The sequence below is a fragment of the Comamonas koreensis genome (assembly GCF_014076495.1).
Taxonomy (GTDB): Bacteria; Pseudomonadota; Gammaproteobacteria; order Burkholderiales; family Burkholderiaceae_C; genus Comamonas; species Comamonas squillarum.
The window spans coordinates 1,312,098-1,336,666 of record NZ_CP043575.1; the positions used below are offsets into that span (position 1 = coordinate 1,312,098).

Consider the following 24,569-nt stretch of genomic DNA (forward strand, 5'->3'; position numbering starts at 1 on the left):
CGGCGCTTTTCTCATTGGGAGAGGTCTTAAAGCTGTGTGATCGCGTCCACCACTTCCTTGACGCTCAGCACCTCGGACAGGATCTGCGGCGCCTTGCCCGGTGCATACAGCACATAGACCGGCACGCCGCTGCGGCCCAGCTGATTGAGCGCCTGCGTGATGGCAGGGTCCTGGCGGGTCCAGTCGGCGCGCAGCAAGCTCACCTGTTTGCCTTCGAAGGCGGCGAGCACCTGGCTGTCGCTCAGGGTAGTGCGCTTGTTGTACTGGCAGGTGACGCACCAGGCGGCGGTGAAATCGACAAACACCGGCTTGCCGGTGGCATTGATCTCGCCCACCTTCTGCGCCGACCAGGCCTGCCACAGCGCGCCGCTGGCCTGTTGGCCGGGCGCAGGCGCAGGCGTGGTCAGGTTGTGGCCCATGGCGGTGGCCAGGTAGAGGCCACCGGCCAGCGACAGCACCGCAAAGCCCCAGCGCGCGCGCCCTTGCAGGCCCAGCGCCCAGACGAGCGCGGCCAGCAGCACCAGCATCGCCAGCAAGGTGGCTGCGCCATCGATACCGCTTTGCTGGCCCAGCACCCAGACCAGCCAGACCACGGTGGCAAACATCGGAAAGGCCATCGCACGGCGGAAGGTGTCCATCCAGGCGCCCGGGCGCGGCAGCCAGCGCACCACCGCAGGGATCCAGCTGGCCAGCAGATAGGGGGTGGCCATGCCCAGGCCCAGCGCGGCAAACACCAGCAGGGCCTCGGCGGCCGGCAGGCTCACGGCCAGGCCCATCGACGCGCCCATGAACGGGGCGGTGCAGGGCGAGGCAATGGCCACGGCCAGCACGCCGCTCAAAAAGGCATTGCTGATCGGGCTCTTGGCCTGCTTGCCCGCCAAGCTGCTGGGTACAAAGCTGCCAAACTCGAACATGCCCGCCAGGTTGAGGCCGATCACGGTGAAGAGCGCCGCCAGCGCCGCAATGACCAGCGGCGACTGCAGCTGGAAACCCCAGCCCAGCTGCTGGCCGGCCGAGCGCAGCGCCAGCAGCAGCGCGCCCAGGGCCAGGAACGACAGCACCACGCCCGCGGTATAGGCCAGGCCGGCATGGCGCTGCTCGCGCAGCTGGCTGCCGTGCGCGGTAAAGCCCAGCACCTTGAGCGCGAGGATCGGGAACACGCAGGGCATCAGGTTCAGGATCAGGCCGCCGATGAGCGCGCCCAGCAGCGCCAGCCACAGGCTGCCCGAAGAGGCCGGCGCGGCGGGGGCGGATGCCTGGGCATTCTTGGCCAGCGCAGCGGCCAGCTCTGGTGAGACCTGGGCCACAGCAGCGGCCTGCCATTGGCCGCTGAGGGGCGCCACGGTACGCCAGCCGATGGCGCCATCGACGGCGCGGTGCTGGTCGGTGGTCAGCACCAGCGGAATGTCTTGCGGCGTCTGGCCCCGGTTGGCCGACAGCGGCACCACGGCCGTCCAGTCCGCGCCTTGCCATTGCTGGTGGAAATCCTTGCCGTCCTGCATCGCATGGTGCAAGGTGTCGGGGCTCTCGCTGAGTACCTGCAGGCTCTGGCCCTGCAGAGCAGCGGGCAGGCCGGAGACGCGCAGCTGCAGCGTCTCGCCATCGACCGTGGCCTGGCTGCTGCCTTGCAGTGCGACCGGCGCCTGGGCATGGGCTTTTGCAAAGCTATCCGCCAGCAGCGCGGTGCTGCTCTTGGTCGGGATGGTCAGGCTGAACTGGCCTTCTTCAGGAATGCACTCGACGCGGCAGATCAGCCAGTTCGCGTGCAGGCGCACCGTCACATCGCGCGCATCGGCCGAGAAATGGCTGGGGATCTGCACGGTAACGGGCAGCAGCACCTGGCCTTCATAGCCGTAGTTGACGAGGGTACCGACCCGAATCGGGTGGGGCGTGGGCCAGGCGATTTCGCCGGCATCCCAGCCCGGCGGCAGCTGCCATTGCAACTGCGTGGGCAGGCCCGAGTCGCCGGGATTGGTCCAGTAGGTATGCCAGTCGGGCTGGTGGTCCAGCAGCAGGCCCAGTTCAATGCTTTTGCCCGGTTCGATGCCCTGCGGCGCCAGTGCCACCAGCTCTGCGCGCACACGCGGCGTGGTCACCACGCTGCTCGACGCGGGGCCGGAGGCCGTGTCCATCGCGGGAGCGCTGGCGCCGCTGCCGATCTGGAGCTTGATCTGGGCCTGGGCATGCAGCGCCGTGCCGCTCAGCACGAGGGCCAGCAGTGTAAAAAAAAGCGCTCCTATCGAGCGGCGCAGGAAAGCATGGGGCATATCGCGTGGTACCTGTTTGTCTGGCGGTGAGAGGACAGATACGTGGAGAGGTTCCCGCATCATAGAACCTGTGCGGCTTGCTCGCTGGTAGCGGCCTGGAAGCCGCTGGGTGCCAGCACCGCAGCCCCAACGCACAGACGCAAAAAAGGCCACTGCATCGCAGTGGCCTGTTCCCAAGGGGCGGTGAGTGTGTGCGCCGTCCCGTGGATGCCCTACCGGCTCAGTGGCTGCCGGCAAGGGGGAAAAGCTTATTCGCCTTCCAGGATCGAGCCGTTGGCCAGCGCTTGGCGGGCAGCCTGGGTCACTTCGGCGCGGCTCAGTTGGCCCTTGCCCAGTTCGTAGGCGTTCACGGTCGACTGGTTGCCTTGGGCAATCATCGTGTTGGTCTTGCGGGCTTCAGCCAGCTGGGCTTGCACATCGGCGCGGCTCACGGCGCTGGTCGCAGCCGCTTGGGGGGTGATGGCTTGGTCGCCTTCAAAAGGATTGGCTTGGGCAACGGAAGCACCCAGGGCGAGAGTAGCGGCGATAGCGAAAATACGTGCGTTCATTTTTCTTTCCTTTGGGATTGCGTTCGGCCTGGTGGTCGACTCGCGTCGTCTTTTGCGGTATCGGCCAACTTGTTTGCTGGCCATACCGCTTTTGTTTAACGATGGAATGAAGTTTATATTGGTATCTATCTTCGATAAATAGCCAAAAATCAAACTGATTGTTCCGAAATCAATGTGAATTAGCTTGGAACTTTTACAAATATGTGACAGCTAACCCTGGTGTTAACCCTAGATTAGGGTATTTACCAGGGGTATAAATTGGCTATGTTTTTTTGAGATAAAGTAGAGAAAAACTATTATAAAAATCTATCAAGAGCGCCTTGGGCATGAGCGGCCAGGTGGGCGCCACCCAGGGGGGCGGTGATGCCCTGCCGTGCGAATGCCTTGACTCCGTTGCAGTGCTGATATCGGCACTAATGGCCGGCTCGTTAGGCCGTCAGTTGCTGGCGCCGTGGCAAGGCCCGCGCGGGCCCTGGCCAAGACGCCTGGGAGACAGACGGGAGCCCCTGCTGGGCAGCAGCCCGTCCACGCTGTGCAACCATGCCGCGATAGCGCCTGCGAATGGTGGCATTGCTGGCAAGTATTAGACAGCCCGCGCGGTGCTGCCCACAATGGGCCGACAACAATAGGACAGCCACAGGAGACATTGCATGGACATGATTGCGCGCCGCCATTTCCTCACCACCCTCGCCGCCGCTGCGGGCGCCGCCAGCGTGCCCCAGTGGGCCCAGGCGCAAGCGGCCTATCCCAACAAGCCCGTGCGCGTGATTGTGCCGTTTGCCGCAGGCGGCACCACCGATGTGGTGGCCCGGCTGGTGATGCAGAAGATGGGCGAGCTGATGAAGGCCTCCTTTGTCATCGACAACCGGGGCGGCGCCAACGGCATGATCGGCACCGGCGAAGTGGCCCGCGCCCAGGCCGATGGATACACCTTGCTGTTCAATACCGCGGGTGCCCAGACGCTGAGCCCGGTGATCTACAAGGCGCCCTATGAGGCGGCCGCCAGCTTTGCGCCGGTGGCCAAGGTCTGCTCGGTGGGCTTCATCATCATTGCCCGCAAGGATTTGCCCGCCAACACGCTGCAAGAGCTGATCGCGCTGGCGCAAAACAAGGACAAGCCGCTGACGGCCTCGTCGGGCAGCGCCATCATTAACCTGATCACCGAGCAATTCAAGCAGGTGATCAAGGCGCCGCAGATCATCAATGCGCAGTACAAGGGCACCAGTCCGCAGATGCAGGCCGTCGTCTCCGGCGAGGTGGATTTCTCGTTCGACTCCTTTGCTGCCGTGGAAATGATCAAGGCCGGCAAGGTCAAGGCCTTGGCCGTGGTGCTGCCCCAGCGCGCCGCGTCCTTCCCCGATGTGCCGACCTTGGTCGAGCTGGGCATCAAGGACATGGAGTTCAGCTCCTGGGCCGGCTTGCTCGCGCCCAAGGGTACCCCCAAGGAGATCGTCGCGGCACTGTCGCAGAACATCGACAAGGTCATGCAGATGCCCGATGTGCTGGCCAAGCTCAAGCAGTACGACTACATCCCGGTAAAGACCAGCCCCGAGAGCTTTGCGCAGGAGATCCAGGCCGAGACCGACCGCTGGAAGCAGGTGGTCAAGACGACCGGCTTCAAGATCGAATAAACACAGTGGCGTTAGCGCCAGTGCGCAGGGGTGCTCTGTAGCAGCGCCCACAAAAAAACCACCGGCGCAACCCCGGTGGTTTTGCTTTTGGAGGGTGCTGCTCTTACTGCTTGCGGGCCGCAATCGCTTTCTCGGCGGCGGTCACCAGGTCGGCGCCCACTTGCTGCTTCCATTTGTCATACACCGGGCGGGTGGCTTTCACAAAGGCTTCGCGCTCGGCAGCGCTGAGCTCAGTGACGGTGACGCCATTGGCGCTCAGCTCCTTGACCAGCGGCTTGCCCGCCTCGATCATGCCTTTGCGGGCAATGGCGATCTCTTCCTGGCCGGCTTCGATGGCGGCCTGGCGTACGATGTCCTGGTCGGCCTTGCTCCAGCTCGCCCAGATGTCTTTGTTCACGACAAAGATCAGCGGGTCGTTGATGTAGCCCCACAGGGTCAGGTACTTCTGGCCCACGGTGTTGAGCTTGGCCGCCTGGTAGACAGCCACCGGGTTTTCCTGGCCGTCGACGGCGCCGCTGGCCATCGCCGGCTGCGCATCGGCCCAGCTCATCTGCGTGGGGTTGGCGCCCAGCGCGCTGAAGGTGTCGACAAACAGCGGCGAGCCGACCACGCGGATCTTGAGGCCCTTCATGTCGGCAGGGGTCTTGATCGCATGCTTGGAGTTGGAGATTTCGCGGTAGCCGTTCTCGCCCCAGGCCAGTGGCACCACGCCAGCTTTTTCCAGGCGGGCAAACAGGCGCTTGCCGGGCTCGCCCTGGGTCAGCGCGTCGGCCGCTGCATAGTCGGGCATCAGAAACGGCAGCGCAAACAGGTTCAGCTCCTTGATCTGAGGCGACCAGTTCAGGGTGGAGCCAACGGCCATGTCGATCACGCCCTGGCGCAGTGCCGAGAACTCGCGCGTCTGGTCGCCCTGCACCAGCGACACACCGGGGTAGAGCTTGATGTTGATGCGGCCCTGCGTGCGCTCGCGCACCTTGTTGGCCCAGATCTCGCCGCCCTTGCCCCAGGGGAAGGCCGTGCCCAGCACCAGCGACATGCGGTACTCGCTTTTGTAGTTGCTCTGGGCTTGCACGGCGGGCGCGGCAAAGCTCAGCGCCGCAGCAGCAGCCAAGGCAGTGGCAAGGAATTGACGGGTTTTCATGGTGTTGTCTCCGGGTGGTTCAAGGGGAAATCTTTGCAAATCCAGGAGCCGGGTGCAGGGCTGTGCGCCTGTACCCGGCCCGGGCTCCAATCAGTAGCCCAGCTTGGCGGGCAGCCACAGTGCGAGTTGCGGGAAGGCGATGACCAGCACCATCACGCAGAACATCGCAAACAGCATCCAGCCGACCCAGCGCACGGTCGATTCCATGCGCACGCCGGCAATGCGGCAGCTGACCATCAGGTTGACCGCCAGCGGCGGAGTGAACTGGCCCAGCGCCACCTTCAGGGTCAGGATCACGCCAAACCAGACCGGGTCCCAGTGGTAGTGCTGCATGATGGGCATCAACAGCGGCACAAAGATCAGGAAGATGGAGATGCCGTCGAGGAACATGCCCACGGTGATCAGCATCAGGATCAGCAGGGCCATCACACCCCATTCGCCCAGGCCCGAGTTGACGATGGCGTTGGTGATCGGGTCGATCACGCCCAGGGTCGACAGCGAGAACGCGAAGATACCAGCGAGCGACACGACGATCAGGATCACGGCCGAGAGCTCACCAGCTTCGCGCAGGATCGGGAACAGATCGCGCACACCGATGGTGCGGTGCACGACCATGCCGACAAACAGGCCGTAGAACACCGCGACCACGGCCGCTTCGGTCGGCGTGAACCAGCCCATGCGCATGCCGCCCAGGATCAGCACCGGCGCGGCCAGGCCCCAGGCCGCTTCGCGCAGGCTCTTCCAGAATTCGGGGCGGGGCAGGCGCGCTTCCAGCGCGCCCATCTTGTGCTTGCGCGACATCCAGACCGCCGGCACGATCAGCGCCAGGCCCGCCAGAATGCCCGGTATCATGCCCGCTGCAAACAGCGCCGGCACCGAGGCACCGGGCACCAGCACCGAGTAGATGATGAAGGCCACCGACGGCGGGATCAGGATATCGGTGGCAGCTGCGGCCCCGACCACGCTGGCCGAAAAGCTGCCCGGGTAGCCAGCGCGGCTCATTGCGGCAATCATCACGCCGCCTACTGCTGCCGCATTGGCGGGGCCCGAGCCCGAGATGCCACCCAGGAACATGGCCACGGCAATGGCCACCAGCGGCAGCATGCCCGGGCCGCGTCCAACGATGGCAATCGCAAAGTTGACCAGCCGCAGCGCCACGCCGGAGCGGTCGAAGATCGAGCCCACCAGAACGAACATCGGAATGGCCAGAAGCGGGTACTTGCCCAGGCCGGCGTAGAAGTTCTGCGGAATGGCCAGCAGGCCAAACCATTGCGCGTCGGCATTGGCCAGCGCAATGGCGACGGCGCCGGCCAGGCCCAGCGCAGCGCCAATGGGCACGCCCAGCAGCATCAGCGCGATAAAGCCGATAAAGAGCAGGGTGGCAATCATGCGTGCTCCTTGGAGGCAGCGTCGCTGTCTTCGGAGAACACATGGGCGAAGCTGGCCCGGCCCTGGCGCAGGAACAGGCCCAGTGCGCGCACGGTGATCAGCGACGAGAACACCGGCAGCCAGATGGAGTACCACCACTGCGGCACGCCAATGCCCGGCGAGGTCTCTTCGTAGCGGTAGTCATCAACCACCACGCGGATGCTGAGCACGCAAATGAGTGCAAACAGCAGCGCCACCGTCAACGCGCCAAAGCGGGCAAAGGCCTTGCGCCGGCGCGCGTCGCCACGCTCGGCAAAGTACTCGATGCGGATATGCAGGTTGCGCGCCACCGCGGCCGAGCCAGCCACCATGGCCAGCAAGATCATCAGGAACACCGAGATCTCTTCGGTCCAGGCAAAGGAGCCGTCGGTGAAATAGCGCACGATGACGTTGGCAAAGGTGATGAGCGCCAACAGCGCCATGATCACGACCGTGAGCCAGTCCTCCAGCCACAGCCCTTTGGCGGGTGCGGGCTCGCTGGGGAGCGTGGTGGAAGGGGCAGCGCTGCTGCGGCCCGAAGCATGAGGGGAGGGTGATGCCATAACAACCGGTCGCGAGAGGGCTCGGCAGAGCCAAGGGTGAATGCGGAAAACACAAACCGCCTTGTGAGCGGACCATCGGTATCGGATAGATCGGTATCTGCGGCAGCGCCGCGCCTGGCGGGTGGGCCAGTGGGGCCCGATTATGGCCTTGAAAGAACGGCTTGCAAGCCATCCATTTCCCGGGGATGGCGCGCTGCAGTCGCCTGCGTTGCGGGCGTCGGCCTGGCATCGGGCCTGCCCACTTGCAGCGGACTGCCATTGGCGTGTGGATAATGCGCGGATGGAAACCAAGTGGCTTGAAGATTTTGTGAGTCTGGCGGAGACGCGTAGTTTCAGCCGGTCGGCGCAGTTGCGCCATGTCACCCAGCCGGCATTCTCTCGGCGGATTCAGGCGCTGGAGTCCTGGGCGGGGGCCGATCTGGTGGACCGCAGCTCCTACCCGACGCGGCTGACGCCCGCGGGCAAGACGCTATACAACCAGGCCATCGAGATCCTGCAGGCGGTGCAGAGCACGCGCGCGATGCTGCGTGTGCACTCGTCCTCGGGCAAGGACATCATCGATTTTGCCGTTCCGCATACGCTGGCTTTTACCTTCTTCCCCACCTGGGTGTCGGGCCTGCGCAATGACTTTGGCCTGTTCAAGAGCCGCTTGATCGCGCTCAATGTGCACGATGCGGTGATGCGCCTGGTCGAGGGCGGCTGCGACCTGCTCATTGCCTACCACCATGAATCCCAGCCCATCCAGCTGGACCCGCAACGCTATGAAATGGTGAGCCTGGGCCGCGAGGTGATGGCGCCTTATTGCAAGCCCGGGCTCGATGGCCTGCCGCTTTTCCTGCTGCCCGGAGCGGCGGACGTGCCGCTGCCGTTTTTGGGCTACGCGCCGGGGGCCTACCTCAGCCGCGTCACGGACCTGGCCCTCAAGCAGGCGCCTGAGCCCGCGTATCTGGACCGCGTCTACGAGACCGACATGGCCGAAGGGCTCAAGGCCATGGCGATGGAAGGGCATGGTCTGGCCTTTTTGCCGCAGAGCGCGGCCAAGAAGGAGCTCAAGGCCAAGAAGCTCGTGCGTGCCGACTACCCCAGCTCAGCGCAGTGGGAAGTGGCAATGGATGTGCGCGCCTACCGGGAAAAGCCCCAGTCCAGCGATGCGGTCAAGACTGGCGCGCAGGCCCTGTGGGACTACCTCGTCTCCCGCAACGCCGCACATAATCCATGATGTCTATAAGAATATAGATAAATTGGATTTGCAGGGTAATTTCTAATATGCGGCTTAAATTTTCTGTGCAATGCTTGCGGATTGCTCGTGTTGCAGTTGGTTAGATGTACGCGATTTGTTCGAAAAAGGCTATGAATTGTTAGCAATTCATTGGTAATTTTCCGGATAATTGCACTGCTCAGTTTGCTGGCATTATCTGGACGGACTGCACAATACGTAGCGTGTCAGTTGTCGCTTTGGCGTCTGTTGAGGCCCATAGTCGACCACTTAATTGATTTATCTGGAGGTCTGATGATGAAGAAACATTTGCTGGCTTTTGCGGTCGCAGCGGTTGCTGCAGGTAGCGCGTTTGCGCAAGCGGGCGATACGCTGGCCAAGATCAAGTCGTCTGGCAGCATCACCCTGGGTGTGCGCGAGTCTTCGGGCCTGGGCTACACGCTGGGTAACGGCAAGTATGTTGGCTTCCACACCGAGATGGCTGAGCACATCGTAAGCGACCTGCAAAAGCAGCTGGGCCTGGCCAAGCTGGACATCAAGTACCAGCCCGTGACCTCGCAAAACCGCGTGCCGCTGGTGCAAAACGGTACCGTGGATCTGGAGTGCGGCTCCACCACCAATAACCAGTCGCGCCAAAAGGATGCTGCGTTCGCCTTCACCACCTACGTGGAAGAAGTGCGCATCGCTGTGAAGGCCAACTCCGGCATCACCGGCATCAAGGACCTCAACGGCAAGACCATCGTGACCACGACCGGTACCACGTCGGTGCAGACCCTGCGCAAGAACAAGCGCGCTGATGGCCTGACCTTCAAGGAAGTCATGGGCAAGGACCACGCGGACAGCTTCCTGATGCTGGAGTCTGGCCGCGCCGATGCCTTCATCATGGACGGCTCCATCCTGGCCGCCAACATCTCCAAGTCCAAGGCACCTGCTGACTACAAGGTCGTCGGCGAAGTGCTGTCGGTCGAGCCGATCGCCTGCATGCTGCGCAAGGACGACACCGCCTTCAAGAAGGCTGTGGACGACTCCATCGTGCGGCAGATCAAGGACGGCTCGCTCGAGAAGCTGTACGACAAGTGGTTCATGCAACCTATCCCTCCTAACAACGTGAAGGTGGGCCTGCCGCTGTCGGCTGCAACCAAGGATGCTTGGGCCAACCCGAACGACAAGCCCATGGAAGCCTACGAAGTCAAGTAAGCACACCATTTAGGTACCGCCCTTCCAGCCTGGGGTTTGGGGGGGCGTTTTTGTTGGTACTGGTTTCTGTCAGTTGCGACCAGGCACCAAACATTGCTACAAAGACAAAAAAAGAGGTAGTCCTATGAATTGGGATTGGCAAGTATTTTGTGAAGACACGATTGAGCGCCAGGTCGTGCAGGGCTGTTTCGGTAAAAACGGCGATGTCACGTATCTGGACTGGTTGTTGTCTGCGTGGGGATGGACTATCTCCGTTTCCTTGTGTGCGCTGGTGATCGCGCTGGTGGTGGGCTCCATCATCGGTACCTTGCGTACCCTGCCTGACCGGCCCTGGACGGTGCGTCTGGGCAATGCCTGGGTGGAGTTGTTCCGAAACATCCCCCTGCTGGTGCAAATTTTCCTGTGGTACCACGTCGTGCCCGCCATCTTCCCCGCACTCAAGCAAGTGCCTGGGTTCCTGCTGGTGGTGCTGGCGCTGGGCTTTTTCACCTCGGCGCGTATTGCCGAGCAGCTGCGTGCCGGTATCCTGGCGCTGCCCCGTGGCCAGCGTTATGCGGGTATGGCGCTGGGTTTCACGACCTTCCAGTACTACCGCTATGTGCTGCTGCCCATGGCCTACCGCATCATCATTCCGCCGCTCACCAGCGAGTCGATGAACATCTTCAAGAACTCGTCCGTGGCCTTTGCCGTGTCGGTGGCCGAGCTGACCTTGTTCGCGATGCAGGCGCAAGAGGAAACCTCTCGCGGCATCGAGGTCTACCTGGCGGTGACCGCGCTGTACATGATCTCGGCATTCGTGATCAACCGCATCATGGCCTTCATTGAAAAGAAGAGCCGTATCCCGGGCTTCATTGCCGCTGGCGGCTCCGGAGGTCACTGAGATGAATTTGAATCTTGATTTTTCGTTCTACAACTGGGACCTGATCCAGAACTTCATCATCAAGGGTCTGATGTTCAGCGTGATGCTGACCATCGTGGCCACCCTGGGTGGTATCTTCTTTGGCACCTTGCTGGCGCTGATGCGCCTGTCGGGCAAGAAGATCCTCGTGGTGCCGGCCACCATCTATGTCAACGGCATGCGTTCGGTGCCGCTGGTGATGGTGATTCTGTGGTTCTTCCTGCTGGTGCCTTTGCTGATCGGCAAGCCCATCGGGGCGGAGATGTCAGCGGTTATCACCTTCGTGGCGTTCGAGGCCGCGTACTTCTCCGAGATCATGCGCGCCGGTATCCAGTCCATTCCGCGTGGCCAGGTGTATGCCGGTCAGGCCGTGGGCATGACCTATGGCCAGAACATGCGTCTGGTGGTGCTGCCCCAGGCTTTCCGCAACATGCTGCCGGTGCTGCTGACGCAGACCATCATCTTGTTCCAGGATACGTCGCTGGTCTATGCCATTGGCGCCTACGACATGCTCAAGGGCTTTGAGGTGGCAGGCAAGAATTTCGGCCGTCCGGTCGAGGCCTATCTGGCCGCTGCTGTGCTGTACTTCATCATCTGCTTTACGCTGTCGTGGTTCGTCAAGCGTTTGCACAAGAAGATCGCCATCATTCGCTGATGCGGCAATACAAAGGATATCCAAATGATTGAAATGAAGAATGTCTCCAAGTGGTATGGCAGCTTCCAGGTGCTCAACGACTGCTCCACCAGCATCTCCAAAGGCGAAGTGGTGGTGGTCTGCGGTCCTTCGGGCTCGGGCAAGTCGACCTTGATCAAGACGATCAATGCGCTCGAACCCATCCAGAAGGGCGAGATCTGGGTCAACGGCACGGCCATCCACGATCCCAAGACCGACCTGCCCAAGCTGCGCAGCACCGTGGGCATGGTGTTCCAGCATTTCGAGCTGTTCCCCCACCTGTCGGTGACCGAGAACCTGACGATCGCGCAGATCAAGGTGCTGGGCCGCAGCGCCGACGATGCCAAGGCCCGGGGCCTGAAGATGCTCGACCGCGTGGGCCTGATGGCGCACAAGGACAAGTTCCCCGGCCAGCTCTCGGGCGGCCAGCAGCAGCGCGTGGCCATTGCCCGTGCGCTGTCGATGGACCCTTCGGTGATGCTGTTTGACGAGCCCACCTCGGCACTGGACCCTGAAATGGTTGGCGAAGTGCTGGACGTGATGATCGGCCTGGCCCACGAAGGCATGACCATGATGTGCGTGACGCACGAAATGGGCTTTGCCAAGAAGGTGGCCAGCCGCGTGATCTTCATGGACGTGGGCGGAAAGATCCTGGAGGACTGCTCCAAGGAAGACTTCTTCGGCAACCCCGATGCGCGCCAGCCCCGCACCAAGGACTTCCTGGGCAAGATCCTGCAGCACTGATTGCAGCGCAGCTCGCACCCAACCATGGCCGCTTATGCGGCCATTTTTTATCGGCAAAGTTAATGGGGGGAGGGGGCTGGCCTCCCGTGGACAGACGCATGCTGGGAGGCTTGGCGGTGAGCGCCGTGGCTCAGCAGCTGGTGGGAGGGCAGGGGCCGCAGAACGCGGCCCCCGAACGGTCAGTTGTCGAACTTGTCGCTGGGGAAGCGCAGCATGTCGGTGAGCAGGTAGGACATCGGCACGTTCAGTGCAAAGCTCTTGCCCGGCAGCGGCGACTCGAACCACTTCTTGTACAGGCGCGTGATTTCGTAGTTCTGCGACAGCACGCGCATCTCGGCGTCGAACACCTTCTTCATGCGCACGTCGGTGTCGCGCATCATCAGCGACAGCGGCTCGATCGACATCAGCTTGCCAATCAGCTTGACCTGCTCGGGCTTGTCTGACTGCGCGCGGTGGGCCGCCAGCAGGATGTCGTCCATCAGCCAGACATCGGCCGTGCCCGCTTGCACGGCCTTGAAGCAGGCGTCATGGGTGAGGCACTCGCTGTGCTGGATCTTGAGGCCATTGATGGCCACGCGGCGCTCGAGCACCTGCAGCGACGTGGTGCCCTTGGTGGTGATCACGCGCTTGCCCGAGAGGTCATCGACTTCGTTGATGCCGCTGTCAGACTTGACCAGCATGCGCACGCCAGCGATGTAATAGGGCAGGCTGAAGGACACATGCTTGCTCTCGCGCCGGTCCTTGGTGTTGGTGGTGTTGCTGCAATCGACATCAATGGCGCCGCTGGACAGGTCGGTAAAGCGGGTCTGGCCATTGATGGCGCGGTACTGGATATCGAGCTTGGCCAGGCCCATGCTCTGCTGGAGCTTGGCAATCAGCGCCTGGCAGATGTCGATGGCGTAGCCCACTGGTTTCTTGGTCTCGCCCATCTCGTAGGCAAAAGGCAGGCCGTCGGGGCGGTAGCCCACGGTGATGCGCTGTGCCTCCCGGATCTTGTCCCAGCTGTCGGGCAAAGGGGTCTGAGCCAGGCTGCTGCTGGCAAGGCACAGCAGCACAGCGCCGCGAAAAATATGGTTTAGCCACATGTTGCACAGTCCTTGATTAAGAATTCCTACAGCTGTCTATGATACGCATAGAGACTGTGTACTCTATGGGCACCTACCCTTAACATTGAGTTACCTTTATCCAATGCTCGGGGACTGTGATGACGCCGGCATGACCGGTGCGACAATGGCGGAATGAGCACCGCACCCTCTTCCATCAGCATCATCCGACCCGACGACTGGCACATCCATCTGCGCGATGACGCCGCCTTAGCCACCACCGTGGCCCATGCCGCGCGGCAATTTGCCCGTGCCATCGTCATGCCCAACCTCAAGCCCCCGGTCACGACCGCCGAGCTGGCCCAGGCCTACAAGGCGCGCATTGTGGCGGCCATCCCCCAGGGCCTGAAGTTCGAGCCGCTGATGACCCTGTACCTGACGGACAAACTCGCCCCCGAGGAGATCGTGCGCGCCAAGGCTGCCGGCGTTGTGGCCTGCAAGCTCTACCCCGCTGGTGCCACCACCAACAGCGACCATGGCGTGACCGATATCCGCAAGATCTACCCGACCCTGGAGGCGATGCAGCGCGAAGGCATGCTGCTCTTGGTGCACGGTGAGGTGACCGGCAGCGATGTGGACCTGTTCGACCGCGAGGCGGCCTTTATCGACCAGCACATGGTGCCGCTGCGCCGCGATTTCCCCGAGCTGAAAATCGTGTTCGAGCACATCACCACGCGCGAAGCGGCCCAGTATGTGACCGAGAGCGACTGCTTTGTCGGCGCCACCATCACGCCCCAGCATCTGCTGTTCAACCGCAACGCGATCTTTACGGGTGGCATTCGACCGCACTACTACTGCCTGCCCGTGCTCAAGCGCGAGGAGCACCGCCTGGCGCTGGTGCAGGCGGCCACCAGTGGCAACCCCAAGTTCTTCCTGGGCACCGACAGCGCGCCGCATGCCGCCCAGCTCAAGGAACACGCCACCGGCTGCGCCGGCTGCTACAGCGCCCATGCCGCTATCGAGATGTATGCCGAGGCCTTTGACAAGGTCGGGGCGCTGGACAAGCTCGAAGGCTTTGCCAGCCTGCATGGCGCGGATTTCTACAACCTGCCGCGCAATACCGACCGCATCACGCTGGTGCGCGAGTCCTGGACCCCGCCCGAGTCCTACCCCTTTGGCCAGGCGGATTTGAAGCCGCTGCGCTCGGGTGAAGCGCTGCCCTGGAAGCTGGCAGACTGAGCGTTTTTATCATTTAATGCGTGGATAACCGCGAGGCCACTGCACAGGATCGGCCCGCGCCGGGCTGGTCCTCGCTGGACTGGCAGGCGCCCTGGCTGCAGCCCTACCGGGCGCTGGGCCTGCAGATCCGCGCGCTGGATGGTCAGGGCCTGGCCATGCCCGATCTGCTCAACCGCCTGGGCGATTGCGGCCGGCGCTTTGTGCCGCAGTCGGCGCTGCCTGCGAGCGAGGCCTATGAAAGCTTTATCGCCCGCAGCGGCTGCGTGCCCACCCGCGAACACATGCATGACGGGCTCAACGGCCTGGTCTGGCAGCGCTTTGCGCGCACCAAGGCACGGCTCAATGCCTTGCAGGCCCAGGCCATTGCGCAAGCGGGCGGCGTCGGGGCCAGCCGGGGACCCTTGCGTGATGCCTTGACCTTGTTCGATGAAAACGGCGCTGTGCTGCTGGCGCCCGCAGCGCTGTGGCAGGCGCTGCAGCAGCGCCAATGGCAGCGGCTCTTTGTCGAGCTGCGGCCACTGTGGCAGCAGGCGCAGCTCCTCGTCATCGGCCATGCGCTGCTGGAAAAGCTCATCAGCCCCAGAAAACCAATCACCGCGCATGTTTTTTGCCCCCCGCAGCCTTGGCCGATGGTGGACAATATCGACGCGGTCATCGCCGATTCTCTGGACGCTGCGCACCTGGCGGGCAAGCCCTTCGCGCCCTTGCCGGTGCTGGGCGTTCCGGGATGGTGCCAGGAAAACCAGCATGTTTCCTTCTACGATGACCCAGACGTATTTCGCTCGGCCCGACGGCCACAAATATCATAAGCACCCGCCGTCGCCATAAAGTGGAGGTAAGGTCTTGAATTCGCAAGACATTGCCCCCAGCTATCGAGCACTGTGTTCCCCTCCTTGGAGAATCGACCCCATGAAACGAATGTTCCTTTTTCTGGCGACCAACATCGCCGTGGTTGTGGTGCTGGGCATTGTTGCCAGCCTGCTCGGTGTCAACCGCTACCTGACTGCCAATGGCCTGAACCTCGGGGCGCTGCTCGGCTTTGCCTTCATCATGGGTTTTGGCGGCGCCATCATCTCCTTGCTGATGAGCAAGCCCATCGCCAAGATGAGCATGGGCGTCAAGATCATCAACCAGCCCCAAAGCGCTGACGAGGCCTGGATTGTCGAGACCGTGCGTCGCTTCTCCGACCAGGCCGGCATCCAGATGCCCGAGGTCGGTATCTATGAGGGCGAGGCCAACGCGTTTGCGACCGGCGCTTTCAAGAACTCGGCCCTGGTGGCCGTCTCGACCGGGCTGCTGCAAGGCATGACCCGTGAAGAGGTCGAGGCCGTCATCGGCCACGAGGTGGCCCACGTGGCCAATGGTGACATGGTCACCATGGCGCTGATCCAGGGCGTGATGAACACCTTTGTGGTCTTCCTCTCGCGCGTCATCGGCTATGCGGTCGATTCCTTTCTGCGCCGCAATGACGAGCAAAGCTCGGGCCCTGGCATTGGCTACATGATCACCACCATCGTGCTCGATATCGTCTTTGGCTTCCTGGCCGCCATCATCGTGGCCTGGTTCTCGCGCCAGCGCGAGTTCCGCGCCGATGCCGGTGCCGCCCGCCTGATGGGCCGTAAGCAGCCGATGATCAATGCGCTGCACCGCCTCGGTGGCATGCACCCTGGCACCTTGCCGCAAAGCATGCAGGCCATGGGCATCACCGGCGGCCTGGGCAAGCTGTTCAGCTCGCACCCACCGATCGAAGAGCGTGTGGCCGCGCTGCAAAACAACCCGGTGCAATAAGGCCCGGTTGGCCGCCTCACCAAAGCACTGCCTCGGCAGTGCTTTTTTTGTGGGCGATGGGCGGCTGGCCGGCGTTTCACTGGCATGTTTGAACCCGCTTTTACCGCTGATTTACGCGCCGCTCACCGGGCGTTAAGCTGGCGCGCCTTCAATGGAGTTCTTGCAATGACTGGAGATACACCATGTCGCACACTCCCAGCTCTAGAGACCCTCTGCAAAACTCCCTGCCGTGGTCTGAACGCGGTCTCGGGCGATCCGCTGCGTTGTCTTCCTTGTCAATAGCTACGGCTATTGACTGCAAAAGACGCCTTGCGTCTCATCCCGATCCGCGTCCATCCCGCTTGGCGAGGGTTTTGCAGCGCATCCCTAAGCGTTCGGCCGCTTTGTGTGCTGGCGCCCTGGCGGTCGCCACCTTGGTGACCGGCTGCGTTGTCGCACCGGCCGAGCCCTATGCCTATGGCAATAGCGGGGCCGTGGTCGTGTCCAGCGAAGCGCCACCGCCCCTGCGCTATGAGCCCGCCCCGGTTGCGGTGGCGCCGATCGCGACCCAGGTCTGGATTGGCGGCTTCTGGGACTGGAGCGGTGGCCGCTATGTCTGGCGTGAAGGCCGCTGGGCTGCGCCGCCTCACCATGGAGACCGCTGGGTGCCCCGCGAATGGGTGCGCGGCCCCCACGGCTGGCAAGCGCGGGGCGGGCACTGGGAACGCCGCTGAGGCGCTGGGGCCGCGTGGCTGGCCCCCGGTCTCCTGCCCCCTCTATCCCTTGCCTGCCTGAGTCCCGCTTGGGGCCTGGGCCGCTGCGCCGGTCAGCGCATCGTGTAGTTCAGCTGAAACATCAGTGCGGACTTGCCCAGCACATTGAGCTGGCCGCCCCAGTGTTCGTTGTAGTTCCAGCCCACCGCAGGGATGGCGGTGACGCCCCAGCCGTTCTTGTTGTTGAGCGGGATCTTGCGGTGGTAGGGGAAGCGGTAGCCGTGGATCACTCCGCCGGTCAGCTTGACAAACAGCTGCGGCGAGCTGGACAGCGGCTGGAACTGCCAGCCGTAATAGGCGTATTGGCTGGGCTGGCCAAAGGAATTGCTGAAATAGGCGAAGCCGGCCAGCTGGTGGTCGTCGAGCTTTTTCTCGGCATTGATCAGCCACACATATTTGTGCCGCTCGTCATCGGGCTCGAAATCACGTTGCTTCTTGGCGTTGGAGTAGTGGTAGGTATAGGGTGAATAGCCAACGCTCCAGCCCGACAGTGCAGATGGGTTGCTGGGGGTCTGGCTGTCATGGCTGGAGGCCCCGGCCATCGCGCAGCTCAAGCACAAGGCCGCGCCCAGGCAGGCGCTCAGCGCGGGGTGGATCGGTACGGACATGGGGCTCCCTCCTTCAGCAATATCGGCAGAACAATCCAAAATTCTAGGATGCGCTGAGAAAGGATAGCTGCGTTTGTAGCGTATAGGCCTCAACGAACCAAGATGCGGTTTGTTAAGTTGTTCTTAAGTGTTTTTGCCGGATTTTGGCGGAACCTGCGCTGTCCGCCGAGGTCGAAGACCGCCACGCCGACACGGCGCCGTAGCCATGCCCGAATCGCTACCAACGCTTTGAACACTACAGTGCGCCGCCCGAGCCGCGCGAGCCCGACGACGGCACGGCCAGCCCCAAAATGGCGCAGGCCACCGCCTCACCCACCTTGATGCCATCAACCCCCGCTGACAGAATGCCGCCCGCGTAGCTGGCGCCTTCCCCAGCCGGGTACAGGCCGCGCGTGTTGTCGCTCTGAAAATCGGCACCCCGGCCAATCTTGACTGGGGACGAGGTGCGGGTCTCGACCCCCGTCAGGATGGCATCGCGCATGTCATAGCCGCGGATCTTCTTGCCAAAGGCGGGCAGGGCCTCGCGCATCGCCTCAATTGCGTAGGCCGGCAGGGCCTGGTGCAGGTCGCCCAGCGTGATGCCGGGTTTGTACGAGGGCTCTACGGTGCCAAAGGTAGTGGACGGCGTGCCTGCGACAAAATCGCCCACCAGCTGGCCGGGCGCGCTGTAGTTCTGGCCGCCCAGCAGATAGGCTTTGGACTCCAGCTGGCGCTGCAGCACGATGCCCGAGAGCGGATGGAAGGCGCCCGGCGCCTGCGTCTCCACGCCATAGGTCTTGCCGCCAAAGGCCCAGGCAAAGCTTTCGGCGTCCTGCGGGTAGTCTTCGGGGCTGATCGCGCAGACCATGCCAGCATTGGCATTGCGCTCGGCGCGCGAGTACTGGCTCATGCCATTGGTCACGACGCGCTCGGGCTCGCTGGTGGCGGCCACCACGGTGCCACCCGGGCACATGCAAAAGCTGTAGACGGCGCGGCCATTCTTGGCGTGGTGCACCAGCTTGTAGTCGGCCGCGCCCAAGAGCGGGTGGCCGGCATCCTTGCCCCAGCGGGCGCGGTCGATGACGCTTTGCGGGTGCTCGATGCGAAAGCCCACCGAGAAGGGCTTGGCCTCCATCGCCACACCGCGCTCGTAGAACATCGCAAAGGTGTCGCGCGAGCTGTGGCCCAGTGCCATCACCGCGTGGCGCGCTGGCAGGGTGTAGCTATCGCCACTAACCTGATCCAGCACCTGCAGGCCTACCAGCTGGCGGTCATCGCCTTCGACCAGCACATCAGTGACCTTTTGCTCAAAGCGGATCTCACCGCCCAGGCGCACGATCTCCTCGCGGATGCCCTCGACCACCTTGACCAGCTTGAAGGTGCCGATGTGCGGGTGGGCGGTGAACAGGATCTCCGGCGGCGCGCCGTAGGTGACGAACTCCTGCATCACCTTGCGGCCCAGGTGGCGCGGGTCCTTGATCTGGCTGTAGAGCTTGCCGTCCGAGAAGGTGCCGGCGCCCCCTTCACCAAACTGCACATTCGATTCGGGCGTCAAGCGGCGCTTGCGCCACAGGCCCCAGGTGTCCTTGGTGCGCTGGCGCACGGTCTTGCCGCGCTCCAGCACGATGGGCTTGAAGCCCATCTGCGCCAGCACCAGCGCTGCAAAAATGCCGCAGGGCCCAAAGCCCACCACCACCGGGCGATCCTGCATATCGGCAGGCGCCTGGCCCACCGGGTGCCAGGACATGTCGGGCGTTGGGTTCACATGCGAGTCTGCCGCGAAGTGCGCGAGCAAGGCCGCTTCCTGCGCGGGATCTGCCAAGGCCACATCGACGATGTAGACGGCCAGCAGTTCGGACTTGCGCGCATCGAAGCTGCGCTTGTGCACCTGCAGCTGGGCAATGGCTGCGGGCTGCAGGCCCAGGCGCTGCGCTGCGAGCTGGGTGAGCGCCTCTTGGGGCGCGTATTCGGTGTGGTTGTCGGGGTGGTAAGGCACCGCCGAGAGGGGGAGTTTGAGTTCTGCGATCCGGATCATGGCTTGTACCTATCAAGCAAGGGCATGGATGGTAGCCGATATGGCCGCTGCAGCGCGGCCGGGCAGGGCGCATCCCCATGGCGCCCTAAGGTAAAAAGCATAGCAAGGGTTCTGCGCTTCAGCCTTGCAGCTCTAAACGCGAATATCCGATTCCCGCCCCCTTCTCCACCCGGATCTGCGCCGGGATGCGCTCCTTGAGCGCCTCTACATGGCTGATGATGCCGATCATCTTGCCGCTGGCATTCAGCGTATCGAGCGCTGTCAACGCGATCTCCAGGGTGTCGCCGTCCAAGGTGCCAAAGCCTTCGTCCAGGAACAGCGAATCGATCGAGGTCTTGCTGCTGACCAGGTCCGACAGCGCGAGCGCCAGCGCCAGACTGACCAAAAAGGCCTCGCCCCCCGACAAGGTGCGGGTGTCGCGCGCGACATCGCCTTGCCAGCTGTCGACGATATCGAGCTCGAGCTCGCCAGTGGTCTTGCGCTGCAGCAGGTAGCGGCCATGCAGCCTGGCCAGATGGCCGTTGGCCAAGGCCAGCAAATGGTCCAGGGTCAGGCCCTGGGCAAACTTGCGGAACTTGTCGCCCTTGGCCGATCCGATCAGGCCATCGAGCCGCTGCCACAGCGCGCTGTCGCGCTCCTGCGCCGCAATCTGCGCCAGCAAGGCCTGCTGCCCCGCGCGGCGCTGGTCGTCATCGGCCAGGCGCGCGCGCTGGGCGCCCATGCGCTCTGCCGTCTGGTTGCGCTCGTCCTCCAGCGCCCGCAATTGCGCCGCGAGCGCCTCGGGTGCCTCCTCCGTCAAGGCCTGGGCCTGCAGTTGCTGGTGCTGCTGCACTGCCTCCTCGGCCACCGTGCCAGCGCGCTGCAAAGCCAACTGCAGGCCATCGCGCTGCTGGCTGAGCCGCTCCAGCGCGTCCGCTGGCAACAGCGCATGCGCAAAAGCCTGTGCATCGGCAAAGGGGCTGGCCTCCAAGCCCTGGTTCCAGGCGGCCTGGGCCTGCTCCAGGGCCCACTGCCGCTCGGCCAGTTGCTGGTCCGCTTGCTGGGCTTGGCCTTGCAGGCTGGCGAGTTCTTGGCGGGTCTGTTCCAGCAATGCCGCGCAATCCGCCAGGGTGGCGGGCAGTGCGATGGTCGCAGCACCGGTTTGTGCTGGTGACGGTGCCGGCAGTTGCGCCAGGCGCTGCTGCCATTGCTGGGCCTCTTGCGCGCACTGCTGGGCCTGCTGCTGCTGCAGTGCCAGTTGCTGGGCAGTGGTTTGCAGTTGGGCGCTGTGCTGCTGCCACTGCTGCCATTCCTGCTGGCGGGTCTGCAGCCAGGCATCGTGGCCATCGGCGGGCGGCATCGCCAGGTCCAGCGGGGCCAGGCTGGATTGCAAGGCGGCCTCGGCCGCGTCTGCCTGGGCCTGCAGCGCTTGCACGGCCTGCACCAGGCGTTGCTGCAGGCTGCTGTTGTCATGCAGGGCTTGCTGCAGGCGCGCTTGCGCATGCTGGGCGTCCTGCAGGGTCTGGGCTGCTGCATGCGCGGCATCTTTGGCAGCTTGCAGCGCTTGCTCAGCGGCCTCGGCTGCCGCCAGGGCCTGTTGCAACTGCGCCGCTTGCGCGGCGCTGGCTTGCTGGGCCTCGGCCAATGTGTGCGGCTGCTGCCAGGCAGATGCGGCGACGGGTTGGGCCATGGCTGCGCAGAGTGTCTGCCAGCGCTGTTGCCAGGCGTCCAGCCGCTGCTCGGCTGCTGTCAATTGGGCCTGCAGGCTGGACTGCTGGCTCAGGGCCGCCGCATGCGCGGCGCCCAGCTGTTCGCCCTGCTGCTGCAGCGCCTCCAGCTCGGCCTGGGCCGCTTGCAGCGCGGCGGCGGTGGCCGACACATCCAGCGCGGCATAGGCGGCAATGGCAGGGTGCTCCTGCGAACCACAAAGGGGGCAGGCCTCGCCGGGCTGCAGCGCGTGGCGGTGCGCTTCCAGGCTTTGGATGCGCTCTTCCTGCGCCAGCAGGCGCTGTTTGTCGGCCACGCGCTCTTTCTGGGCCTTGTACTGGCTGCGCAGCGCGGCCAGCGTGGCCTGCTGCTGGGCCAGCGGTGCGGTGCAGGCCTGCAAGGTATCGCCCAGTTGCTGCGCATCGCGCGCCAGCGGTTGGCGTTGCTCGGCATGCTGCAGCAGTTGCTGCCAGGCTTGCTGGTGCTGCTGCGCCGTCTGCCAGTGGGCGCGCAACTGGCCCAGACAGCCGCCGTGCGGGGCCAGGCGGGTGTGCTGCGCATGCTGCAGCTCGCGCGCCGCAGCATCGGCATGCTGCTGCGCGGCTTGGGCCTGCTGCAGTGCGGTGGCCTGTAATGCCATGTGCTGCTGCAGCGACTGGCCTTGTTCGCTGGCTTGCTGCAGTGCGGCTTGTTCTTGCCCCAACTGCCGCCGCTGCTGCTGGCGCTGCGCCAGTTGCGCGCGCCAGCCGCTCAGCTGATCGCCCAGCGCGGCATGGGCTGGGTGCTGCTGCAGCCAGTGCTGCAGATCGCTGTGCTGGGTCTGCAACTGCTGCAATGCCTGCTCGGCTTGCTGCTGGGCCTGCTGCGCCAGCGCGCTGGCATGCTGCTGCAGCTGCCACTGCTGGCGCTGGGCATCGGCCAGGCGGCCCTGCAATTGGGTCTGCTGTGCCTGGCTTGCTGCAGCGGCCGCTTGCGCCTGCTGCCAGCCCGTATGCAGCGGGGCAATCGCCTGTGCCGGGCCATGGGCCTGCAGGCGTTGCAGATCGGGGGCGGCAGCCTGCAGCGCTTGCTGGGCCTGCTGCAGGCGTTCCTGGGCCTGGTGCTGCGCCTGCGCCGCTTGCGCGGTGTGCTGCTGCCAGTGCTGCAAGGTTTGCAAGGCGGCGTGGCGCGCCTGCAAAGTGGCCAAGGTCTCTTGCAGTTGCTGGGCCTCGGTTTGCAGGTGATTGCGCTCGGCCTCGGGCAGCAGCTGCATGCCGCCGGCCTGCGCCTGGTCGCGCTCCAGCGCCTGGCGGGCATCGCGGGCGCGCTCAAACACGGCTTGCGATATCTGGCTGTAGATGTCGGTGCCGGTCAGCTCTTCGAGCAGCTCGGCGCGTTCATTCGCCTTGGCCTCCAAAAATGCGGCAAACCCGCCCTGGGCCAGCAGCATCGATTTGGTAAAGCGCTGAAAATCCAGCCCGGTGATCTCGGCCATCTGGCGCAGCTTGTCGTTGCTCTGGGTGCTCAGGATTACGCCATCGTCCACGCGCGCCAGCTCCACCCGGGGCGCCTGCAGCGCGCCGCTGGCCTTGTCGCGGGCGCGGCGCTGGCTCCAGAAGGCGCGGTAGAGGATGCCCTTGACCTCGAACTCCACCTCGGCCATGCAATCTGCCGTGTGGCGCGTCATCAGGTCATTGCTGCTGGCGCTGAGGGTCGCCAGCCGGGGTGTCTGGTGGTAGAGCGCCAGGCAAATCGCATCGAGCAAGGTCGATTTGCCCGCGCCCGTGGGGCCGGTGATCGCAAACAGGCTGTTATCGGCAAAGGGCGCGGCTGTGAAGTCAATGCGCCATTCGCCTTTGAGCGAGTTCAGGTTTTTAAGCCGCAGGCTGCGTATCTTCATGGCGCCTCCCCGCTGGGGTTGGAGAGCGACTGCAGCACGGCCTGGTAGCGCGCGGTCAGTGCCTGCTGCAGCTCGGCGTCCATCGTCTCCAGCGCCAGGCGGCGCTCAAACACCTGGGCCGGTGTCAGCGCATCCAGTGCTTCGATGGCAGGCCCGCTCCACTGCGCGGCCGCCCGACCGCGCAGCCGTTTGACCCGCAGCAGCTGCAATGGCAAACCTTCGGCAAGTGCCTGCACGCGCAGCGGCAGGTCGGCCAGGTAGTCGTCTTCTTCGATCATGATGTCCAGCCAGACCTTTTTGTCGTCCTGGGCCAGCGCACTGGCCTGCTGCAGCGCAGCGGGCAAGGCCGCCAGGCTGCTGCGCAGCGCTGCCATGGGCTGGAAGACCGGCACCGGCAGGGCGGTGACGGCCTGCAAGCCGGGCTCCCCCAACTCGACCAACAGCATCTGCTTGGGCTGGCGCGTCTCGTCAAAGCCCAGCGCGATCGGCGAGCCGCTGTAGCGGATGTGCGCCAGCCCGCCCACCTTTTGCGGCTGGTGGATATGGCCCAGCGCGATGTAGTCCACAGGGGGAAAGGCCTGGGTCGGGAAAGCCTCCAGCGCGCCGACATAGATCTCGCGCACCGATTCGCTGCTGCTGGCGCCCACGGTGGTGAGGTGGCCGGTGGCGATGATGGGCAGCTGCCGCCCCAGGCTGGCCTGCAGGGCAGCCTGCTGCTGCAGTGCCGCCGCATACACCTGCTGGTAGGTTGCCTGGATGGCCTGCTGCAAGGCCAGTTGCTTGTCTTGCGCACTCTGCTCAGCCTGGCTTTGCAGCACATCGCGGGGGCGGATAAAGGGCAGCGCGCAGACGATGCAGCCAGGCGTGCCATCGCGCAGCGGCAGGATGCGCACATGCTGCGCGGGCGCGCCGGTCGCGGCAATCACCTGGGTGCCCAGGTGCTGCAGCAGGCCCTGGCTTTCTTCCAGCACCGCAACCGAATCATGGTTGCCGCCCAGCACCAACAGCGCCACACCGGCCTGGTGCAGGCGGGCGATGAGGCGGTTGTAGAGCTCGCGCGCGTAGCTGGGGGGCGCGCCGGTGTCAAAAATATCGCCGGCGATCAGCACCGCATCGGCGGCTTGCGCCGCCACCTGTTCCAGCAGCCAGTCGATCAGCGCGCTGTGCTCTGCCTGGCGGCTTTGGCCCATGAAATGCTGGCCCAGGTGCCAGTCCGAGGTGTGAATGATGCGCATGGTCGGGGGAGGGGGATGGAGAGATCGCGGGAACCCTGTT

The 24,569-nt window shown here is 64.0% G+C and carries 20 protein-coding genes; 10 read left to right on the top strand and 10 right to left on the bottom strand.

Annotated elements, in window-relative coordinates; translation table 11 throughout:
* Positions 1-26: 26 nt before the first annotated feature.
* Together F0Q04_RS05910 and F0Q04_RS05915 are read right to left on the bottom strand one after the other, a co-directional pair.
* Positions 27-2,267, bottom strand: a complete 2,241-nt coding sequence (locus F0Q04_RS05910; protein ID WP_182344905.1) for a protein-disulfide reductase DsbD family protein — start codon at positions 2,265-2,267, stop codon at positions 27-29.
* Positions 2,268-2,515: 248 nt separating this feature from the next.
* On the bottom strand, positions 2,516-2,815 hold the full coding sequence (locus tag F0Q04_RS05915) for a hypothetical protein (protein ID WP_116926612.1): 300 nt from the start codon (positions 2,813-2,815) through the stop codon (positions 2,516-2,518).
* Between the two features lie 650 nt (positions 2,816-3,465).
* On the opposite strand from F0Q04_RS05915, the gene F0Q04_RS05920 reads away from it, so the two are divergent.
* Positions 3,466-4,446: a Bug family tripartite tricarboxylate transporter substrate binding protein gene (locus F0Q04_RS05920; RefSeq protein WP_116926611.1), complete on the top strand. Its 981-nt coding sequence runs from the start codon at positions 3,466-3,468 to the stop codon at positions 4,444-4,446.
* Positions 4,447-4,549: 103 nt separating this feature from the next.
* Here the strand turns inward: F0Q04_RS05920 and F0Q04_RS05925 are convergent, their stop codons facing one another.
* The 3 genes from F0Q04_RS05925 to F0Q04_RS05935 all read right to left on the bottom strand — a co-directional run bounded on the left by F0Q04_RS05925 (position 4,550) and on the right by F0Q04_RS05935 (position 7,557).
* On the bottom strand, positions 4,550-5,587 hold the full coding sequence (locus F0Q04_RS05925; RefSeq protein WP_116926610.1) for a DctP family TRAP transporter solute-binding subunit: 1,038 nt from the start codon (positions 5,585-5,587) through the stop codon (positions 4,550-4,552).
* Between the two features lie 90 nt (positions 5,588-5,677).
* Positions 5,678-6,976 (bottom strand): TRAP transporter large permease, encoded by a 1,299-nt coding sequence (locus F0Q04_RS05930; protein ID WP_182344906.1) that lies wholly within the window; start codon positions 6,974-6,976, stop codon positions 5,678-5,680.
* A complete protein-coding gene (locus tag F0Q04_RS05935; protein ID WP_182344907.1) occupies positions 6,973-7,557 on the bottom strand; it encodes a TRAP transporter small permease in 585 nt (194 codons plus the stop codon). Before F0Q04_RS05935 ends, F0Q04_RS05930 begins: the two co-directional genes overlap by 4 nt.
* 280 nt (positions 7,558-7,837) lie before the next feature.
* On the opposite strand from F0Q04_RS05935, the gene F0Q04_RS05940 reads away from it, so the two are divergent.
* The 5 genes from F0Q04_RS05940 (at position 7,838) to F0Q04_RS05960 (ending at position 12,285) form a co-directional block, all read left to right on the top strand.
* Positions 7,838-8,776, top strand: a complete 939-nt coding sequence (locus tag F0Q04_RS05940) for a LysR substrate-binding domain-containing protein (protein ID WP_116926608.1) — start codon at positions 7,838-7,840, stop codon at positions 8,774-8,776.
* A gap of 294 nt (positions 8,777-9,070) precedes the next feature.
* Entirely contained in the window at positions 9,071-9,970 is a 900-nt protein-coding gene (locus F0Q04_RS05945) for an amino acid ABC transporter substrate-binding protein (RefSeq protein ID WP_116926607.1), read from the top strand.
* Positions 9,971-10,094: 124 nt separating this feature from the next.
* Positions 10,095-10,850 carry an amino acid ABC transporter permease gene (locus tag F0Q04_RS05950; protein ID WP_021026658.1) on the top strand — a complete coding sequence of 252 codons (756 nt, stop codon included), beginning with the start codon at positions 10,095-10,097 and terminating at the stop codon, positions 10,848-10,850.
* Position 10,851: 1 nt separating this feature from the next.
* On the top strand, positions 10,852-11,523 hold the full coding sequence (locus F0Q04_RS05955) for an amino acid ABC transporter permease (protein ID WP_182344908.1): 672 nt from the start codon (positions 10,852-10,854) through the stop codon (positions 11,521-11,523).
* Between the two features lie 24 nt (positions 11,524-11,547).
* Complete coding sequence (locus tag F0Q04_RS05960) at positions 11,548-12,285, top strand: amino acid ABC transporter ATP-binding protein (RefSeq protein ID WP_021026656.1); 738 nt, start codon at positions 11,548-11,550, stop codon at positions 12,283-12,285.
* A gap of 179 nt (positions 12,286-12,464) precedes the next feature.
* On the opposite strand, the gene F0Q04_RS05965 is transcribed toward F0Q04_RS05960, so the two are convergent.
* Entirely contained in the window at positions 12,465-13,370 is a 906-nt protein-coding gene (locus tag F0Q04_RS05965) for an amino acid ABC transporter substrate-binding protein (RefSeq protein WP_116926606.1), read from the bottom strand.
* A gap of 153 nt (positions 13,371-13,523) precedes the next feature.
* Here F0Q04_RS05965 and pyrC point away from each other — a divergent pair, with 153 nt between their 5' ends.
* The 4 genes from pyrC (at position 13,524) to F0Q04_RS05985 (ending at position 17,068) form a co-directional block, all read left to right on the top strand.
* Entirely contained in the window at positions 13,524-14,567 is a 1,044-nt protein-coding gene (gene pyrC / locus F0Q04_RS05970; protein ID WP_182344909.1) for a dihydroorotase, read from the top strand.
* Positions 14,568-14,587: 20 nt separating this feature from the next.
* Entirely contained in the window at positions 14,588-15,376 is a 789-nt protein-coding gene (locus tag F0Q04_RS05975) for a DUF3025 domain-containing protein (RefSeq protein ID WP_232539520.1), read from the top strand.
* Between the two features lie 100 nt (positions 15,377-15,476).
* Positions 15,477-16,355, top strand: a complete 879-nt coding sequence (gene htpX / locus F0Q04_RS05980) for a protease HtpX (protein ID WP_116926604.1) — start codon at positions 15,477-15,479, stop codon at positions 16,353-16,355.
* Positions 16,356-16,708: 353 nt separating this feature from the next.
* Entirely contained in the window at positions 16,709-17,068 is a 360-nt protein-coding gene (locus tag F0Q04_RS05985) for a hypothetical protein (RefSeq protein ID WP_409935131.1), read from the top strand.
* 92 nt (positions 17,069-17,160) lie between these two features.
* Here F0Q04_RS05985 and F0Q04_RS05990 read toward each other — a convergent pair whose 3' ends face one another.
* The 4 genes from F0Q04_RS05990 to sbcD form a co-directional block, all read right to left on the bottom strand.
* On the bottom strand, positions 17,161-17,715 hold the full coding sequence (locus tag F0Q04_RS05990; RefSeq protein WP_116926602.1) for a hypothetical protein: 555 nt from the start codon (positions 17,713-17,715) through the stop codon (positions 17,161-17,163).
* A gap of 235 nt (positions 17,716-17,950) precedes the next feature.
* Positions 17,951-19,729: an NAD(P)/FAD-dependent oxidoreductase gene (locus F0Q04_RS05995; RefSeq protein ID WP_182344911.1), complete on the bottom strand. Its 1,779-nt coding sequence runs from the start codon at positions 19,727-19,729 to the stop codon at positions 17,951-17,953.
* Between the two features lie 118 nt (positions 19,730-19,847).
* Positions 19,848-23,294, bottom strand: coding sequence for an SbcC/MukB-like Walker B domain-containing protein (locus tag F0Q04_RS06000; protein WP_182344912.1), 3,447 nt, complete (start codon positions 23,292-23,294; stop codon positions 19,848-19,850).
* Positions 23,291-24,529, bottom strand: a complete 1,239-nt coding sequence (sbcD, locus tag F0Q04_RS06005; RefSeq protein WP_182344913.1) for an exonuclease subunit SbcD — start codon at positions 24,527-24,529, stop codon at positions 23,291-23,293. The genes F0Q04_RS06000 and sbcD overlap by 4 nt, the downstream gene beginning before the upstream one ends.
* Positions 24,530-24,569: the final 40 nt, after the last annotated feature.